At 64.6% G+C, this 18,039-nt stretch carries 17 protein-coding genes; 10 read left to right on the forward strand and 7 right to left on the reverse strand.

Features of this window, described 5'->3' with window-relative positions; genetic code table 11:
- The first annotated feature begins 4 nt into the window (after positions 1-4).
- Genes LOY54_RS15995 through LOY54_RS16035 form a run of 9 tightly spaced genes read left to right on the forward strand, consistent with a single transcriptional unit; the run spans position 5 to position 11,274 of the window.
- Positions 5-1,156 (forward strand): PilZ domain-containing protein, encoded by a 1,152-nt coding sequence (locus LOY54_RS15995; protein WP_258607121.1) that lies wholly within the window; start codon positions 5-7, stop codon positions 1,154-1,156.
- A 24-nt stretch (positions 1,157-1,180) separates the two neighbouring features.
- Positions 1,181-2,632 (forward strand): sel1 repeat family protein, encoded by a 1,452-nt coding sequence (locus LOY54_RS16000; RefSeq protein ID WP_258607122.1) that lies wholly within the window; start codon positions 1,181-1,183, stop codon positions 2,630-2,632.
- Entirely contained in the window at positions 2,629-4,080 is a 1,452-nt protein-coding gene (locus tag LOY54_RS16005; protein WP_258607123.1) for an alginate export family protein, read from the forward strand. The genes LOY54_RS16000 and LOY54_RS16005 overlap by 4 nt, the downstream gene beginning before the upstream one ends.
- A gap of 14 nt (positions 4,081-4,094) precedes the next feature.
- Positions 4,095-5,522, forward strand: a complete 1,428-nt coding sequence (locus LOY54_RS16010; RefSeq protein ID WP_258607124.1) for an MBOAT family protein — start codon at positions 4,095-4,097, stop codon at positions 5,520-5,522.
- Between the two features lie 9 nt (positions 5,523-5,531).
- Entirely contained in the window at positions 5,532-6,626 is a 1,095-nt protein-coding gene (locus LOY54_RS16015) for an alginate O-acetyltransferase (protein WP_258607125.1), read from the forward strand.
- A gap of 10 nt (positions 6,627-6,636) precedes the next feature.
- Positions 6,637-7,281 (forward strand): alginate O-acetyltransferase AlgF, encoded by a 645-nt coding sequence (locus tag LOY54_RS16020; RefSeq protein ID WP_258607126.1) that lies wholly within the window; start codon positions 6,637-6,639, stop codon positions 7,279-7,281.
- A gap of 2 nt (positions 7,282-7,283) precedes the next feature.
- On the forward strand, positions 7,284-8,687 hold the full coding sequence (locus tag LOY54_RS16025) for an alginate O-acetyltransferase AlgX-related protein (protein WP_258607127.1): 1,404 nt from the start codon (positions 7,284-7,286) through the stop codon (positions 8,685-8,687).
- On the forward strand, positions 8,678-9,793 hold the full coding sequence (locus LOY54_RS16030) for a polysaccharide lyase (RefSeq protein ID WP_258607128.1): 1,116 nt from the start codon (positions 8,678-8,680) through the stop codon (positions 9,791-9,793). The genes LOY54_RS16025 and LOY54_RS16030 overlap by 10 nt, the downstream gene beginning before the upstream one ends.
- Before the next feature lie 17 nt (positions 9,794-9,810).
- Complete coding sequence (locus LOY54_RS16035) at positions 9,811-11,274, forward strand: right-handed parallel beta-helix repeat-containing protein (RefSeq protein WP_258607130.1); 1,464 nt, start codon at positions 9,811-9,813, stop codon at positions 11,272-11,274.
- A gap of 5 nt (positions 11,275-11,279) precedes the next feature.
- Here LOY54_RS16035 and LOY54_RS16040 read toward each other — a convergent pair whose 3' ends face one another.
- The 3 genes from LOY54_RS16040 to LOY54_RS16050 all read right to left on the reverse strand — a co-directional run bounded on the left by LOY54_RS16040 (position 11,280) and on the right by LOY54_RS16050 (position 12,638).
- Positions 11,280-11,618, reverse strand: coding sequence for an Ig-like domain-containing protein (locus tag LOY54_RS16040; RefSeq protein WP_045194025.1), 339 nt, complete (start codon positions 11,616-11,618; stop codon positions 11,280-11,282).
- Between the two features lie 68 nt (positions 11,619-11,686).
- Positions 11,687-12,136 (reverse strand): GNAT family N-acetyltransferase, encoded by a 450-nt coding sequence (locus tag LOY54_RS16045; RefSeq protein ID WP_258607131.1) that lies wholly within the window; start codon positions 12,134-12,136, stop codon positions 11,687-11,689.
- 103 nt (positions 12,137-12,239) lie between these two features.
- Positions 12,240-12,638, reverse strand: a complete 399-nt coding sequence (locus tag LOY54_RS16050) for a DUF488 domain-containing protein (RefSeq protein WP_258607132.1) — start codon at positions 12,636-12,638, stop codon at positions 12,240-12,242.
- A gap of 128 nt (positions 12,639-12,766) precedes the next feature.
- Here LOY54_RS16050 and LOY54_RS16055 point away from each other — a divergent pair, with 128 nt between their 5' ends.
- Positions 12,767-14,383 carry an inorganic phosphate transporter gene (locus LOY54_RS16055; RefSeq protein ID WP_258607133.1) on the forward strand — a complete coding sequence of 539 codons (1,617 nt, stop codon included), beginning with the start codon at positions 12,767-12,769 and terminating at the stop codon, positions 14,381-14,383.
- Between the two features lie 62 nt (positions 14,384-14,445).
- Here the strand turns inward: LOY54_RS16055 and LOY54_RS16060 are convergent, their stop codons facing one another.
- From LOY54_RS16060 to LOY54_RS16075, 4 genes are read right to left on the reverse strand one after another with little or no spacing between them, the layout of a single operon-like run.
- Positions 14,446-15,141, reverse strand: a complete 696-nt coding sequence (locus tag LOY54_RS16060; protein ID WP_258607134.1) for a glutathione S-transferase N-terminal domain-containing protein — start codon at positions 15,139-15,141, stop codon at positions 14,446-14,448.
- A gap of 49 nt (positions 15,142-15,190) precedes the next feature.
- Positions 15,191-15,697: a GNAT family N-acetyltransferase gene (locus tag LOY54_RS16065; protein ID WP_258607135.1), complete on the reverse strand. Its 507-nt coding sequence runs from the start codon at positions 15,695-15,697 to the stop codon at positions 15,191-15,193.
- 58 nt (positions 15,698-15,755) lie between these two features.
- Positions 15,756-16,250, reverse strand: coding sequence for a DUF934 domain-containing protein (locus LOY54_RS16070; protein ID WP_258607146.1), 495 nt, complete (start codon positions 16,248-16,250; stop codon positions 15,756-15,758).
- A complete protein-coding gene (locus LOY54_RS16075; RefSeq protein WP_258607148.1) occupies positions 16,238-17,920 on the reverse strand; it encodes a nitrite/sulfite reductase in 1,683 nt (560 codons plus the stop codon). Before LOY54_RS16075 ends, LOY54_RS16070 begins: the two co-directional genes overlap by 13 nt.
- Positions 17,921-18,039 lie beyond the last annotated feature (119 nt).

Genomic DNA, 18,039 nt, shown 5'->3' on the forward strand with positions numbered 1-18,039 from the left:
TGCCATGAGTAGCTCAAGCACACCCGCAGTACCGGCCAACGTAGTCCACGAAGCCATCGACGAACGCCAGTACGTGCGCACCAAACTCAATGCCCGGGTCAAGCTCAGCGCGGCCGGCCAGCCGCCGTTCGACAGCACCCTGCAGGACATCTCCCTGGGCGGCATCGGCCTGGTCCACCCCGAGCCGCTGAAGATCGGCAGCCTGTACCACGCCTCGATCCAGCTGCGCCTGAACCAGGTCGACCTGAACATCGACAGCCAGATCAAGATCGTCTCCCAGCGCGGCCAGGAAGTCGGCGCCCAGTTCGTCGAGCTCGATTCGCAAAAGCGCGACATCCTGCGCTACATCATCAGCGCCTACCTGTCGGGCGAAATCGCCGACATCAATGGCCTGTTCAACGTGATGCAGCGAGAAAACTACATCAAGGAACGCAAGCACAAGTACGCCAGTGCGCGCAGCTCTGGCGAGCGCCTCAAGGCCACCCTCGGCACCCTGCTGTATGCCGCCGCCGGCCTCGCCGCGCTGGGCTTTGTCGCCTACAAGTGCTACCTGCTGTTCTTCCGTATCCCGGCAGTACAGGCCCAGGTCTCGGCCAATGCCCAGGTCATCAGCATGCCCGACAACGGCTATGTGAAGTTCCTCCTGGCGCCGGGGCAGACCGAGGTCAAGGCCGGCGCGCCGGTGGCGAGCATTTCCACCCAGCTGGCCACCAGTTTCACCAGCCCGGCCGACATGAAGGCGGTGGCCGACCTCTCGCCCGGCGACCTGCAGACCTTGCTCGGGCGCGCCACCATCGAAACCGTGATCAACAGCCCGTGCGACTGCGAGCTGTACTTCCCGAGCAAGCCCCTCGACGGCTTTGGCTACAAGCAGGCGCCACTGGTGCATCTGCTGCCCAGGGATGAAGGCCTGTTCGTCACCGCCAACGTGCCGTTCGACAAGCTCGCCGACATCGGCCGGGTGACCTCGGTGGACCTCAAGGTGTTCGGCCTGGATGAGACCTTCAGCGGCAAGGTCATCGACTCTCGCGTCGATGAAGCCAACAAGAACCTGGCCCTGACCATCGCCCCCGACAGCCCGCTGCCGCGCGCCGCGTACCAGAAGCCGGTGGCAGTGGACCTGTACCTGGGCCTGCCGTTCACGGCGTCGCGCTAAGCACCCCCAAGGAAGGAATAGGCAATGAATGCGAAGACGCCCTCCCGCCTGCTGCTGGCAGGCTTTGGCCTGGCCTGTGCCGGTAATGCCCTGGCCGGGCAAAGCCTGGAGCAGATCCGCTACGCGCTGTACAAGGACCCGAGCGCCAATGTCAGTGCCGACCTGCGCATCCTGGCCGAGCGCGGTGACCTGGCGTCCAAGCTGTTGCTCGGTGACGTGCTGGCCAACAGCGATGGCGCCAGCCGCGCAGACGTCATCGCCCTGTACCAGGAGGCGTTTGCCGACGGCCGCGGCCAGGTGCCGGCGCTGGCCTCGCTGGCGCGCCTGCTGGACCGCACCCCGAGCCTGCAAAAGGGCCAACAGCAGTGGATGGCCCAGGCCCTGACGCGTTACCCGGCGACCCTCGACCCGCGCAATGCCAGTACCACCCTGGAGGTGTTCCTGGTGTACCCACAGCTGGTCTCCAGCGAACAGGCGGCGCAGTTGCTGGCGCTGTACCAACAGTCGTGCCTGCTCAACTGCCGTCCCGAGCTGTACCAGGCGGTGCTGGCCGAGCGCCAGGGCGACCGCGCCGGCGCCGAGCGCTGGTACCAGCAGGCAGTGCGCGTCGATGTGCGGGCGATCGACCGCTACTACCGCTTTCTCGGCGACGACCAGGACCGCACCTTCCCGGCCTTTGCCCGCAGCCTCGAAGCGCTGCGCCCGACCCTGGCGGTTGAAATCGTGCACCGCATCGGCTCGCTACTCGACAGCATCAACAGCGTGCAGCGCGCCGAGCAGGAAGCCGACCGCTACCAGCGCCAGGCCAGTGCCATGGGCCCGGCGCGGGTGCAGCCGGATGCCGCGCAACTGGCCCTGGAGAAACAGCGCAGCGATGCCCTGGACCTGGCCCGCGGCGAAGCCCATCGCTGGCGTGACAACGCCGTCGAGCGCGGCTTCGTGCCGGCGATGGTGTCCAAGGCCAACTTTATGATTTCCAACCCCACCGAGCACAACGCCGAAGAGACCCAGGCGCTGATCGACCAGGTGCGGACCCGCGAAGCGACCCGGGCCAAGGCGCTGCAGGCCTCGTTCTACATGGTCAACAACTGGCTGACCCTGGACCCGGACAAGGCCCGCGCGCTGATCGACGAGCTGGTTGCCAGCCGCTACCCCGACGCCGAGCTGCTGCTGGCCGAGTACTACAGCAAGGGCGTGGCCGACCAGCCCGACCAGGACAAGGCCCTGGAGATTTTCCAGGCCCAGGCCCGGGCCGGCTCCACCGCCGCCTGGTACCGCATGGCCACCCTGCACGCTTACGGCCGTGCCATCTGCCATGACCCGGTCAAGGCCTACACCTATGCCCAGGTGGCCGTGGCGCTGGGCGAGAACGGTGCCCGCAGCCTGGTCACGCGCCTGGAAAAGACCCTGAAAAAGGATGACATCGCGCGCGCCCTGGCGGCACGCAACGATCTGTTGAAGGAGGCAACCCTGTGAAAGCCCACCACACCCTGTTCGGCGCCCTGCTGGCCCTGGCGCCGCTGTACCCCGCGCACGCCCTGGAAGAAGTCACCGGCCCCGAGGCCGACAGCAGCGAGCCGGTGCGGGTCGCCGATGGCAGCGAGCCGGTGATCACCTCGGAGTTTTTCAACAAGCTCACCGTACAAACCGGCTACGGCCCGGAAAACTCCGAAGTCGGCCGCAGCCGCGAGATGTTCTACAGCTTGCGCTACGAGCCGTCGTTCGCCTGGTACTCGCCGGAAAAACGCTGGGCCAAGTGGATGGTCTATGGCCGCCTGTGGCTTAACTACGACTCCAGCGAGTCGGCCAGCGTGCAGAACGAAAACGCCAACAACCTCGACCGCGAACAGCCCGAAGGCTGGTACGCCGAACTGCGCGAGCTGTATGTGAAACGCAACCTGCTCGGCGACGACCCGCGTTTTTCGCTGTCGGCCGGGCGCCAGCGCTATTTCGACGATTACGGCATCTGGTGGGACGACAGCATCGAGTCGCTGCGTTTCAACTACAACGACACCTTCTCCCGTGGCTTTGTCGCCGTGGCGCAGAAGTTCTACAACTACAACAGCGACGTCAATCGCCTGGCCGACAGCGAGGAGCGCACCACCTACCTGATGGGCGAGTACGCCTACCGCTGGAGCGAGCACAACTGGGCCGGCGTGCGCCTGATGCACGAGAATGACCACAGCGGCCACGACGCCGAAGACCGCTACGACTTCAAGGGCATGCGCTACGGGCTGTTCTTCAAGGCTGACGATCTTGACCTGACGCCGCTGTTCAGCGACTACCACCTGGAACTCGCGGGTCTGGACGGCAAGGTCGACAACACCGATGTCAACGGCCTCACCAGCAGCGGCCACAACGCCAGCGGCTGGGCGGCCCTGGGCGAAATCGGCAAGCGCTTCCACGACCTGCCATGGACACCACGGGTGGCCCTGCGCGGCGGCCTGACCGACAAGCCGAGCAACGACAACGACGGCTTTCGCCTGAATGCCATCCAGTCCGACCGCATCACCCGCCAGGGCAGCTACAGCACGCGCCTGGCCAGCTCTTTCGTCAGCCTCGACCTGCGCAATCTGAGCTACTACGGCATCGCCCTGGAAACCAACCCGACACCGCGCAGCGCCCTGGATTTTCGCCTCACCGAACTGAAGCTGCGCGATGCCAACGGCACCCTGCCGATTCGCCTTGAAGGCGACCAGCGCAGCGCGCGCAACCGCGCCATTGCCCAGGGCAACCACGGCGGCGGCAAGGACGTCGGGCAGATGCTCGACCTCAACTACTACTGGAAGATGTTTCCAGTGGCCATCGATGGCAAGCACCTGGACGTCAACGCCCTGGTCAGCGCCAGCTACCTCAACGCCGGCAACGCCCTGGACAGTGGTGATGACTACCAGCTGACCTTCGGCGTCGTGGTCAGCTACTAAGGACGGAACCCGAGATGATCTTCGCCTCCAACGTCTTCCTGTTCCTCTACCTGCCGTTGTTCCTGGCCGTGTACTTCCTCGCCCGGGCGCCGTGGCGTTCGACGGTGATCGTCGCCGCCAGCTACATCTTCTATGCCTGGTGGCGGCCGGACTTTTTGCTGCTGTTCGTCGCCATCACCTACTGGAACTACTGGTTCGGCCTGCGCATCAAGGCGCGCCTGGATGCCGGCGACAAGCGCTGGGCGTTCCGCCTGCTGTGGATCGGCATCATCGGCAACCTGTCGACCCTGGGCTACTTCAAGTACGCCAACTTCGGCGCCGAGGTGCTGGCCGCCCTGCTCGCGCCGCTGGGCATCAACACCTTCACCCTGGAGACGATCTTCCTGCCGCTGGGTATCTCCTTCTATGTGTTCCATGCCCTGAGCTACATCGTCGACATCTACCGCAAGGACGCCACGCCGACCAACAACTTCATCGACTTCGCCGCCTTCGTCGCGCTGTTCCCGCACCTGGTGGCCGGCCCGATCCTGCGCTATAGCCAGCTGGCACCGCAGCTGCGCCAGCGCACCCATTCGCTGGAGCTGTTCTCGCTGGGCGTGTGCCGGTTCATGCTCGGCTTCATCATGAAGGTGCTGATCGCCGACCAGCTGGCGCCGATCAACGTGCTGTTCATCAGCGAAGGCACCCTGCAATTGAGCGATGCCTGGTTCGGCCTGGTGGTCTCGACCCTGCAGCTGTACTTCGACTTCGCCGGCTACAGCCACATGGCCCTGGGCCTGGCCTTGATGATGGGTTTGCGTTTTCCGGAAAACTTCAACCAGCCGTATGTGTCGCAGAGCATCACCGAGTTCTGGGCGCGCTGGCACATGACCCTGGCGCACTTTCTGCGCGACTACGTGTACATGCCGCTGGTGCGCAAGCGCATCGCCGGGGCGCTGCCGGCGCTGGTCTACACCATGCTGCTGTCAGGGCTGTGGCACGGCGCCAGTTTTGCCTTTATCTGCTGGGGGCTGTTCTTCGGCTTGGGCATGGTCATCGAGCGCAAATTCAACCTGGCGACCAAGATCACCACGCCCTACCACCTGGGCCGCAACCTGCGCACCTTCGTGCTGATCATCCTGAGCATGCCGCTGTTCTTCACCAACGACCTGCGCCACAGCATCGACATCTACCAGGCGCTGTTCGGCCTCAACGGCCTCGGTTCGCTGGACCTGTACGTGCTTGGCGCCTCGAAGATGGCCATGTCGTTCGCCGCCATCGCCCTGTGCTGGCTGGTGCTGGCCGGCAGCAACAACGTGCGCTTCTACGCCGTCAACAAGGAGCAGTACTTCATGCGCCATGTCGGCGGCCTCAAGGCCCTGCTGCTGTGGGCTGGCTTTGCCCTGGCGCTGAGCAGCCTGGCGGCGCATTCGTTCTCGCCCTTTTTGTACTTTCAGTTCTAGGAGACCGCCATGTACCCGGTCATGAATTCGGCCAGCAAGGTCAACGGCATTGCCTTCGGCGTCCTGCTGGCGGGCATGTTCGTCTACTCGCTGCCCCCGGTGTTGAGCTTTGCCCGCAACCAGACCGACGCCTGGAACCTATTCGTCGACGGCAAGCTGCTGCGCAAATTCGAGCAGGTCTACGACAAGCGCTTCTTCCTCCGTGAGCCGTCGGTCGAGCTGTGGGCCAACGCCCAGTACCGGCTGTTCGACGAAGGCACCAAGGGCGTGGTGCTGGGCAAGGACGGCTGGCTCTACACCAACCAGGAATACCGCGTGCCGAACAACCTTGAGGCCAACCTCGACGGCCAGCTCAAGCAGATCGCCGAGATCGAGCAGCAGCTCAAGGCCCACAACAAGCGCCTGATCGTGCTGCCGCTGCCGATGAAAGTCGACGTGTATTCCGCGCACACCGAGCGCGCCGTCGACCCACGGGCGATCAGCCTCTACGACCGTTTCGTCGAGCGCCTGCAGGCGCAGGAGATTGCCGTCACGCCGTTGCGCTCGGCATTTCTGGCCAACCTTGCCGGCCCCGAGCTGTTCCTCAAGTCCGACACCCACTGGAGCCCGCAAGGCGCGCGCCTGAGTGCCTACGAGCTGGCCCGCCAGCACCCGGAACTGCTCGGTGACCAGCGTTACCTGTCGCACAAAGTCGCCGACAAGACGGTCAAGGGCGACCTGATGAACTACATCCAGTTCAACCACGCGCAACTGGCGCCGCAGTTCGGCCCCAACCAGATCGCCCTGTACGAAACCCTCAAGGCCGAGCAAAGCGCCAGCGACCTGTTTGCCAGTGAAACCCAGAGCCTGATGCTGGTGGGTACCAGCTACAGCAAGATCGATGACTGGAACTTCGTCGGCTTTCTCAAGGAGGCGCTCAACCGCGACCTGCTGAGCGTGTCGGTGGAAGCCCGCGGGCCGTTCGAGGCCATGAGCCAGTTCCTTGCCAGCGACCAGCTGAGCAACCCCGAGATCGACACCGTGGTCTGGGAATTCCCCCTGCGCACCCTGCTCGCCCACCGCCTCGGCTCGCTGAGCCGCCCCGGCCAGACCCAACATTTCTAAGGAGAGACTGATGAACACTGCACTGCAACGCCTGCTCGCCACTTCCGCCCTGCTGCTGGGCAGCGCCGCCGTTCATGCCGCCGAAGGCAACGCCGACCTCTACGACGCCGTGGCCCCGGCCGACTCGGCCTTCGTGCGCGTGCTCAACCTGTCCGGCAGCAACATCGATGTGACCCTGAGCGGCAAGATCACCGCGCAACGGGTCGCCGCCGGCCAGCTCAGCGGCTACCGCTTCACCCCGGCCGGCGCGCACAAGATCGCCGTCGGCGGTACTGCCATCGAGCCGCAGCTCAAGGCCAACGCCGCCAGCACCGTGGTCTTCGATGGCAGCAAGCTGACCCTGATCGCCGACAAGTACGTCAACGAGCCGAAGAAAGCCCAGGTCGCCTTCTACAACCTGACCCCGGGCCAGGCAGCGCTGAAAACTGTCGATGGCAAGCACGTGATCGTCGACCCGCTGGGCAAGGACCAGACCGGCAGCCGCATGGTCAACGAGATCAAGATCGGCTTTGCCGCCTACGTCGATGAGCAGAACGTTGCCCGGTTCGACGAACTGTTCCTGAAAAAGGGCCGCTCCTACAGCTATGTGCTGCTGCCCAAGGGCGCCGGCTACCAGAGCATGAGCCTGGCCAACAGCATCGACCCGAGCGAGTGATCATGAAGCGCATTCTTCCCCTTGGCCTGGCGGCGCTGCTGGGCCCTCTGCTGAGCGCGCCGAGCGTGGCCGCAGAGCCCGCCAAGGCCAGTTGCACGAGCCTTGAGTGCATGGTCTGCCCGGGCCTGCGCAACCCGCAGAATTACGCCGAAGGGCGCATGAAGCTGATGCGCGAGATCGTTCCGGCCAAGGACCGCTGGCTGTTCCGCTCGGCGGTCGACCTGACCAACGACTTCGGCATCCCGGCGCCCATGCGCCCGGAGTTCGCGCGCTTGATGGCCGCTTTTCGCCAACAGGGCATCCATGTGGCCATGGCGGTGCAACCGACCCGTGGCCTGATGCACCGCGACAAGCTTTACGCCGACAAGCTGCATGGCTTCGACTTTGCCCGCGCCAGCGGCAACCTGGAAAATTACCTGCAGCAATTGCGCGCCGGTGGCGCGGTGGTGCCGCCGTTGATGCAACTGGTGCACACCCCGCCCAAGGGCGAGTTCTTCTTTCGCCGTGACCACCACTGGACCCCGGCCGGTGCCCAAGCTACGGCGCGGCTGGTTGCCGAAGAAATCCGTCGCCAGCCGTTCTACGCCGACCTGAGCAAAAAAAGCTACCGCACCGAACCCGGGGTCATGGTGCCCAAGGACGGCACCCTGAACCTGGCGCTGAGCTATATCTGCGGCAACAACTACGGTTTCCAGTACGTGCGCGGCTACCAGACCATCCCCGAGGCCGCTGGTGCCGATGCGCTGTTCGACGACGCGCCGGACCCAGAGGTGATCCTGGTTGGCGACAGTAACGCCGCCGCCCGTGAAGACGAGAGCAAGCAGTTCAACTTCGACGGCTACCTCAAGCAGTACCTTGAGGTCGACATCCTCAACTACGCCCTGCCCGGCGTCGGCCAGGACGGCTCGCTGCTCGAATACCTGCTGTCAGAGAACTACAAGCCCAAGGCACCGCCGAAGCTGATCATCTGGGAACTGCCGGCCAACTACCAGCTGGAATCCGAGCAGATGTACCGCCAGCTGATCCCGGCGATCAAGGGCGGTTGCCCGGTGTCGACCGAAGTCCTGGCCAACCGGGTAGAGCGCCCGCCGCTGCGGGTCAACGAACGCATCGAACTGCTCAGCAACGCAGGCGAAAACCGCAAGCACCTCGGCAACGGCCAGGGCTTTCTCGATATCCGCATCAGCGACAAGAACGTCAAGGATTTCTACGTGATCGTCTATTACGACAACGGCGCCCGCGACAAGGTCTGGTTTCGCCGCGAGGCGGTGGTTAGCGGCGGCCAGTACTACCTTGAATTGAGCCGGGCCAAGGAATTTGCCGGGGCCAACCTGCTGTCGGTGTTCATGGAGCCGACCAAGCCCGGCACCGCCGCCACCCAAGTGGAAACCCGCGTATGCCTGTAAAGACCTGGACCGCGCTGGGCCTGGGCCTGTGCGCCAGCCTGCAGTTGGCCGACAGCCTGGCGGCCAGCTCGATCTGGCCGCCACGGGCCACCGCGCAATCGGCGATGATCGCCGACTACCGCACCTTGAGCTGCAGCAAACAAGCACCGCCGCCCTACACCGGCAGCCTGCAGCTACAAAGCAAGTACGACCAGCGCGACGCCAGCAAGTCGACCCTGCGCAGCAGCCCGGACGCCAACAGCGAACAGATCGGCAAGCAGGTCAAACAGTTCATCGGCGGCCTGATCTACGCCAGCAAGCGCTTCCAGCGGGCGAAGAATCCGCAGGAGGCGAACATGGCCCTGGCCTGCCAGGACCAGTGGCTGGAGCAATGGGCCAGGGCCGGTGCGCTGCTTAACCCCGACGCCAGCAGCACCGGCATGGCCGCGCGCAAATGGGCGGTGGCGGCCATGGCCTCGACCCTGCTGATGACCCAGGCCGCCAGCGACGCCAAGCTGCAACTGTCACCGGCGCAGCAGGCCTGGTTCAACCAGTTGGGCGAGCGCATCATCGCCGAGTACCAGCCGCGTCGCGGCCCCGGTTTTAGCTGGTTCAACAACCACGACTACTGGGCGGCCTGGGCGGTGGCGGCGACCGGCATGCTGGTGCAGCGCGACGACTTCATCCAGTGGGCCGACGGCAACCTGCGCCGCGGCCTGCAGCAGGCGGTGAAGTCCGCTGACGGCAGCTACGCCTACCTGCCGCTGGAAGTGGCGCGCAGCAAGCTGGCCGCCACCTACAGCCAGTACGCCCTGGTGCCGCTGGTGTTGCTGGCCGAGTCAGCGCGGGCCAACGACCTGCCGTGGAGCAGCGACGATCAGCAGACCCTGGAGCTACTGGCCAACTTCGCCGCCCGCAGCATCCTCGCCCCCGACGGCCTGCCCGAGCTCAAGGGCAAATCGCAGAGCGACGTCGCCCCGTACAAACTGGCCTGGCTGATCCCCTTCCTGCAGCGCGCCCCGGGTAACCGCCTGGCCCGCCAGCTGTATGACAGCGAGGATGGCGAGGTCGACAACTACAGCCAGATCGGCGGCCCGCTCAAGCCGTTCTATCCCACACTGCCGTAACCCAAGGACGAACCGTCATGGCCATGCTTGCCCGCCCGCTTACCCTTTCCTGCCTGGCGCTGTTGTTCAGCGCCCTGGCCCAGGCTGCCAGCCAGAGCTTGCCGCTGCAGCAAACACTGCGCGCGGTAGACAGCGCCGAACACCAGCGCGACCTGCAGCAGTTGCAGCAACAGGTCAGCCAGGCCGTGCAACTGCAGGTCAGCGAACGCCCGCGCCCGGCCGGCCGCGCCAGTGTCAGCCTGCAACCGATGTTCTCCTCCCAGGCCGGCAGCTGGCCGTTCGAGCCGTTCGTCAACAACGGCCTGTTCCGCGCCATCGCCGGCTACCAGGCGCATCACCCGCAAGCGGTAATGGTGCGCGGCGGCAGCATCAGCCTGGCGCAACTGCACGAGGCCCTCAACGACCCGAAGATCATCAAGCGCTACAAGGACGGCTACCTGCTCAGCTACCCGCTGGTGATCGCCAGCGACGGCGGCCTGTTGCTCGAAGGCACCAGCCTGTACCTGTACAGCTACTCCGGCACGGCGCTGATCAACCAGGGCTGGCTGGGCCTGAACCAGTCGCGCCTGGAGAGCGTCGCCGGCGACAAGCCCGGCAGCACCGAGCGCACCTGGCGGCCGTTCGTGGTGGCCTGGGCCGGCAGCCACACCCAGGTGATCGGCTCGACCCTCAATCGCCTGGGCTACAACGCCAACCTCTCGCGCGGCCTGAGCACCGCCCTGAGCAGCCAGCAGGCGGCATCCACCCGCCCGGCCACGCTGATCATCCGCGACAGCCAGTTCAATGAACTGTCCAGCGCGGTAGAGCTGCAACACAGCCAGGCGCAGATCGACAACAGCCAGTTCGGCCAGTCCCAGCAGTACGCCATCGACGTGCGCGACAGCCAGGTCGTGGTCCGCAATAACCAGCTACGCGGCATCGACAACAACAGCGGCATCCGCCTGCGCGGCCAGACCCGCGCACGTATCGAGCACAACCTGATCCTTGGCGCGCACAAGGCGGCCATCGAAGTCAGCGAGCAACAGGGTGCCCTGCTACTGAGCGGCAACTTGATTGGCGATAGCCGGGGCAACGGCATCCAGCTGCGCAACCTGACGCCGAGCGCAGCCGCACCGTTGCTGATCAGCGACAACCTGATCGGCAACAGCCAGGGCAGCGCCGTGGATGCCAGCGAGGTCGGCGCCGTCAGCCTGATCGGCAACCGCATCGGCAACAGCCCGGAATACGCCGTCAGCCTGCGCAATGCCACGCCGCTGGCCGGCCCCCTGACCTTGAGCGGCAACACCCTGGGCAAGGTCGGCAAGGCGGTGGTGCGGGTCGAGGGTGTGCAGCAGGTGGTGCTGGGGCCGAACACCTTCGAGGGCAAGCCGATTTTGCAGAACCTGCTGATTGGCGACCTGTTGCCGGTGCAGAGCAAACTGCTGGAAGCCACCGTTGCTCAGCAGGGGGTCGTCCTTATGACGACACGGGGAGCTCGCTAGCGAGATTATTGCTTGTCACGGAAGCTGACGTCAGCGTGGAAATACTCATCACCGATAAAAGCCTGGAGGGTGCCCTTGCCCCCCAGGCCGGGTTTTATGGGCACAGTGCCATTTCTCACTTCACAGGTCGCCCGGCCATTGGCGTCAGTGGCATTGGTGGGGTTTTCAATCTCGATTTGCTTTTTACCATCACGCTCACTCCATTCCACTTGAACACCCGGTACCGGTTGGCCATTGGCGTTGCGGATAGTCAGGGTGGCGTGAATGACAGCGTCGTAATCAGCTTCTGCTGGCGACACGTCCAGGCTGGAATTAGATCGAGAAAACGGTTTGACAGTGCTCATTTGAATTCACCTTGAGTCAGTTGATCCGGTTACTGCCATGCCCGGTCGACTCTATGCCCGAGGTTCACTCAGCCGCTACTGGTAAAAATGTCAGTTCGCCGCTGCATGCGCACGAAACATTCGTCCTCGCCGACCGCCTCGAAACCGTGGCGCAAGTACAACGCCTGCGCCGGGTTGCTCCTGAACACCATCAGGCGCAGCAGCGGCAAGTGCCGTTGGCTGGTCCAGTCGGCCAGTTGCGTTAATACCCAACTGCCGATGCCGCGGCCGCGAAAACCTTCGAGCAGGTGCAGTTCACGGATGAACAGGGCCTGGCGGTCCTGGCTGAGGCTGAAGTAACCCAGCGGCTGTTCGGCGTCGCTGATCAGCCATTGCTCGCGCCACCCCCAGGCCTGGTCGAAGGCTTCTTCCTGCCAGAGCAGGTCGAACTCGCAGTAATAGGGCAGCATGGCCCGCCGGGTGAGGTCGCGGGCGAAGGTGCGGTGCTGGTCGGTGGCGGGGGTCAGTTGCAAGGTCATAGTGGTTCTCTTCGCGGGTCAAGCCCGCTCCCACAAGGATTGCATTGATCCTGGCCACTGTGGGAGCGGCGGTGCGATGACTCGACTTGACCCGCGATGCTTTTCAAGATTTGAACTCGTCGGCATAACACACCGGCGAACTCCCCGGCCCTTGGCGCTCCAGCTCATCCTCAAGCCATTGCGCGAGCACCATCGCATTGTTGTGCCCGGTGTCCTTGCCGGCATACAGCAAGGTCAGGTCGCCCTGCCCGGCCATGCCCAGCAGCTTCCACCAGTGCGCCGGCTGCGCCGTCAGTTCCTGGCGATAACGCTGGGCAAAGCCGGCAAAGTCCACTTCACCCTGATGAAACGCCTGGCGCAACGCCGTTGACGGCGCCACCTGCGGCAGCCACAGGGCCTGCAGCTGGTCCTTGCGCGTGTTGCGCGGCCACAGGCGGTCGACCAGCACCCGCTGGCCATCGGCAGCGTCCTGCGGGTCATAAACGCGTTTGCAGCGGATCATCGTTACCCTCCATCGGCAGGTCCCTTGATCCTAGGACTTTCCTTGACCGAGGTCACGGTGCTGTCACCGATTGTTTTTATCATGGCCGGGCAAGGCTAGACCCTTTCTGGTAACCCGGACCCGTCATCATGACCACCCCGACCCTGGCTGGCAGCCCATCGCTGGCCAACCACGATCCACGCCCACGTCTGGATCACAAACCCGGCCGTACCACCCTGACCCTGTTTTTCGGCCTGCTGGTGGCCGGCCTTGTGTATACCGCCTGGAGCGTGTTGCGCGACATCGACGCCACCGGCACCGTCGTCACCACCTGGACCCCCTTCCTGCTGCTCGGCCTGGCGTTGCTGATTGCCCTGGGCTTCGAGTTCGTCAACGGTTTTCACGACACCGCCAACGCCGTCGCCACGGTGATCTACACCCATTCGTTGCCGCCGTCGGTGGCCGTGGTGTGGTCCGGCTGTTTCAACTTTCTTGGCGTGCTGCTGTCCAGCGGCGCGGTGGCCTTCGGCATCATCGCCTTGCTGCCGGTGGAGCTGATTCTGCAGGTTGGCTCCTCGGCCGGTTTCTCGATGGTGTTCGCCCTGCTGCTGACGGCGATCATCTGGAACCTGGGCACCTGGTGGCTGGGCCTGCCGGCTTCGTCCTCGCATACCTTGATCGGCTCGATCATCGGCGTTGGTATCGCCAACGCACTGATGCACGGGCGCGACGGCACCAGCGGCGTGGACTGGGCCCAGGCCAGCAAGGTCGGCTATTCGCTGCTGCTCTCGCCGCTGGTGGGCTTTACCTGCGCGGCGCTATTGCTGCTGGCCCTGCGCATGCTGGTCAAGCGCCGCGAGCTGTACCAGGCGCCGGTCGGCAACACGCCGCCGCCCTGGTGGATTCGCGGGCTGTTGATCCTCACCTGCACCGGGGTGTCGTTCGCCCATGGCTCCAACGACGGGCAAAAAGGCATGGGCCTGATCATGCTGATCCTGGTCGGCACCCTGCCCATGGCCTACGCCCTGAACCGGACCATGCCGGCCGACCAGTCGCTGCAGTTCGCCGTCGTCGCCGAGGTCACCCAGCAGGCTTTGCAGCGCAGCGCCCCGCAAGCAGCGCCGGCGGACCCACGACAGACCCTCAGCGCCTTCATCCGCCAGCCACAGGCCAGCGACGAACTGCTACCGGCCCTGGCGGCGCTGGCCGGGATGATCGGCAGCGAAGTCAAAGGCTACGGTTCGCTCAACCGGGTGCCCGCTGAGGCCATGGCCAACGTGCGCAACGACATGTACCTGACCTCCGAGGCCATCCGCCTGATCGACAAGCACCAGCTGGCGCAGTTCGATGTCGATACCCAGGCCAAGGTGCAGCTGTTCAAGCAACAGATCGACAGCGCCACCCGCTACATTCCGTTGTGGGTGAAGATCGCCGTGGCCATCGCCCTGGGGCTGGGCACCATGGTCGGCTGGCGGCGCATCGTGGTGACCGTCGGCGAGAAGATCGGCAAGACCCACCTGACCTACGCCCAGGGCGCCTCGGCGGAGCTGGTGGCGATGTGCACCATTGGCGCGGCGGACATGTACGGGCTACCGGTGTCGACCACCCACGTGCTGTCGTCCGGGGTGGCCGGGAGCATGGTTGCCAATGGCTCGGGCTTGCAGATGCGCACCCTGTTCAACCTGCTGATGGCCTGGGTGCTGACCTTGCCGGCGGCGATTGTGCTGGCCGGGGGGTTGTACTGGGTGTTTCGGCAGGTGTTTTAGTCATCGCGGGGCAAGCCCGCTCCCACAGGTATGTGCGAGCGGGCTTGCCCCGCGATTGGGCGCTAAGCAGGGATCTTCAGCCCCCGCTCCACCGCCGGCCGCGCCACAAACGCCGCGAGCACGCGCTTGACGTTGGCAAAGTCGTCAAAGCCGACCAGCTCGCCCGCCTCATAAAATCCGATCAGGTTGCGCACCCAGGGCACAATGGCGATGTCGGCAATGCTGTACTCGTCCATCACCCAGTCGCGCCCTTCAAGACGCTTGTCGAGCACCCCGAGCAAACGCCGCGACTCGGCCACATAGCGGTCACGCGGGCGCTTGTCTTCATAGTCCTTGCCGGCGAACTTGTTGAAGAACCCTAGCTGGCCGAACATCGGCCCGATGCCGCCCATCTGGAACATCAGCCACTGCAGGGTCTGGTAGCGCCTGGCCGGGTCGGCCGGCAGCAGCTTGCCGGTTTTTTCCGCCAGGTAGATGAGGATCGCCCCGGACTCGAACAGCGCAAGCGGCTGGCCGCCCGGGCCGTTGGGGTCGAGGATCGCCGGGATCTTGTTGTTGGCGCTCAGGGAGATGAATTCGGGGGTGAGCTGGTCATTGCTCTCGAAGCTGACCTTGTGCACCTCGTAGGCCAGGCCGATCTCCTCGAGCATGATCGACACCTTGACGCCGTTGGGCGTGGGCAGCGAATACAGCTGCAGCAGCTCGGGCTGTTTGGCCGGCCATTTGCGGGTGATCGGAAATGCGCTGAGATCAGTCATGAACAGAACCTTGAGCAATAAGAGGTGAACGCCACTTTAACCAGTTTTATCAACGCCGCGCGACCATCACCCAGTCGCGATGGCGCTCCGGCCCGCATTCGAACACGGCCTCGCCGACCTTGCCAAAACCATTGCGCTGGTAGAAGCGGATCGCCCGGGCGTTCTGTTCGTTGACGGTCAGGCGAATGGCGCCGCTGACCTGCGCCAGGGTGTCGTCGAGCAACTGCTGGGCGCCGCCGTGGCCATGGTGCTCGGGTAGCACGTAGCAGCGGCTGAGCTCCGGCAAGCCGTCCGCTTCAGCAATTCCCAATACCTCGGGTGTGCTGTCGAGCAGGCTGTAGCCCACCACTGTGCCCAAGTGCTCCAGCACGCGCAGGCGCTTGCGCCGATTGAGCAGGTGCAGGACAAAGTGCTCGGGCTGCAACTGCGTGTCGATGTACGCCTGCAACGCCTGGGCGGCAGCGTCTGGCGGGCTGGCCAGGGCAAAGGTCTGGCCAGCGACGATGCTCAGCGCCTCGGCATCACTGGGCCGGGCAACGCGGGTAGTGAATGGCATGCAGCAACATCCTGTCGAACGGGCGATCCGGCATGGTAGCCCGAACCCGGCGACGGCGTCAGCGCCGACGAAACAGCGGCCGTGGTTCGATCACCGAACGCCCGTACAGCACGCTCATGCCGGCCAGGCCCTTGAGGGCATCCTCGGCACACTTGTCTTCGCGCACGGAATAGCTGTCAAAACCGCACTGGCGCATATGGCTGAGCTGGTCACGCAGCACGTCGCCCACCGCGCGCAGCTCGCCATGCCAGCCCAGGCGGCTACGCAACAGGTAAGCCTGGCTGTAGCCACGACCATCGCGAAAGCTCGGGAAATCCACGGCAATCAGTGGCACCTGGGGCAGCCACGGGCGCAGCGGCTCAAGCTCGTCATCCGGGCCCAGCAACACGCCATCACGGCCGAAGGGCCGCTGGGTACGGCGGGCAATCCAGCTGGCCAGGGGCAAGATCACCAGGCCGTCAGGCAGCAGCTCGCCGGGTTCGCGCAACAGCTGCCAGGGATCGTCCTCGATCAACTGCGCTTCACCGTTGCGCAGGCCAATCACATTACGCATATCAGCTCCTCCGGGCGCTTGGCATAGACACGTTCCTTGAAAGGCTCCAGGCCGACCCGGCGCACGGTGTCGACAAAGGGTTCGTCCAGTTCGCGATAAGCGCAGTAGGTGGCGATGATCTGCTCGATCACCTGGGGGATCTCGGCGGCACTGAACGACGGGCCGATGACCTTGCCCAAGGTGCTGTGCTTGCCCTGGGCGCCACCGAGAGTCACCTGGTACCACTCGCTGCCGTTTTTATCGACGCCGAGGATGCCGATGTTACCGATGTGGTGGTGGCCGCAGGCGTTGATGCAGCCGGAGATATTCAGGCTCAGCTCACCCAGGTCGTGCAGGTAGTCAAGATCATCGAAGCGGCGCTGGATCGACTGCGCAATCGGGATCGAGGTGGCGTTGGCCAGGGCGCAGAAGTCGCCGCCCGGGCAGGCGATGATGTCGGTCAGCAGGCCAATGTTGGCGGTGCCCAGGCCGCGCTCGCAGGCCAGGCGCCACAGCGCGTGCAGGTCGCGCTTGCGCACGTCGGGAAGGATCAGGTTCTGCTCGTGGGCAATACGGATCTCGCCGAAACCGAACTGCTCCGACCAGTCGGCCACCGCGTCCATCTGCGCATCGGTCAGGTCGCCCGGTGGCGAGGCATCGCCCGGTTTGGTCGAGAGCACCACGCTGGCATAACCCGGGACCTTGTGCGCCTTGACGCAGCAGGCCACCCAGCGGGCGAAGGCGTGATCCTGGGCCAGGTGGGTGTCGTAGGCCAGCTCATCATCGATGACGCTGTCGTAGGCCGGTGGTTCGAAGGCGGCGGCGACACGCTGGAATTCGTCCTCGGTCAGTTGCGCCGGACCGTCCTTGATGTGTTGCCACTCCTCCTCCACCTCGCGGGAGAACGCCTCGATGCCCAGCGCTTTGACCAGGATCTTGATCCGCGCCTTGTACTTGTTGTCGCGCCGGCCATGGCGGTTGTACACGCGCAAGATGGCTTCGACGTAGGACAACAGGTGTTGCCACGCCAGCCCTTCGCGAATCTGCAGACCGAGGATCGGCGTGCGCCCCAGGCCGCCGCCGACCATCACCCGCAGGCACATCTGGCCACGGCCGTCGCGGTAAAGATAAAGGCCGATGTCATGCATCATGATTGCTGCGCGGTCTTCGATGGCCGAGCAGATGGCGATCTTGAACTTGCGCGGCAAGAACAGGAATTCCGGGTTGATGGTCGACCACTGGCGCAGGATCTCGGCCAGCGGCCGCGGGTCGAGCAACTCGTCGGCGGCCACCCCGGCGAAGGCCTCTGTGGTGATATTGCGCACGCAGTTGCCGGAGGTCTGGATCGCATGCATCTCGACCTCGGCCAGGCGCTGGAGGATGTCCGGCACCTGGGCCAGTTCGATCCAGTTGAACTGGATGTTCTGGCGCGTGGTGAAGTGGCCGTAGCCACGGTCGTACTCGCGCGCGATCTGCGCCAGGGTGCGCAGCTGCCGGGCACCCAAGGTGCCGTAGGGAATGGCCACGCGCAGCATGTAGGCATGCTTTTGCAGGTACAGGCCGTTTTGCAGGCGCAGGGGCAGGAACTCTTCTTCACTCAGTTCGCCAGCCATGAACCGGCGCACCTGATCGCGAAATTGCGCCACGCGCTCGAACACCAGCGCACGGTCATACTCGTCATACTGATACATGGTTCGGACCTCATCAGGGAGGCCGTTACTATGGCTTTTGGGTGTACTGAGTTACAGATTCAGGTTGGCGGTAATTATACGGATCAGATGAACTTTAAGCATCGCGGGTCAAGCCGGTC

The organism is Pseudomonas sp. B21-032, from assembly GCF_024748965.1.
GTDB lineage: Bacteria > Pseudomonadota > Gammaproteobacteria > Pseudomonadales > Pseudomonadaceae > Aquipseudomonas.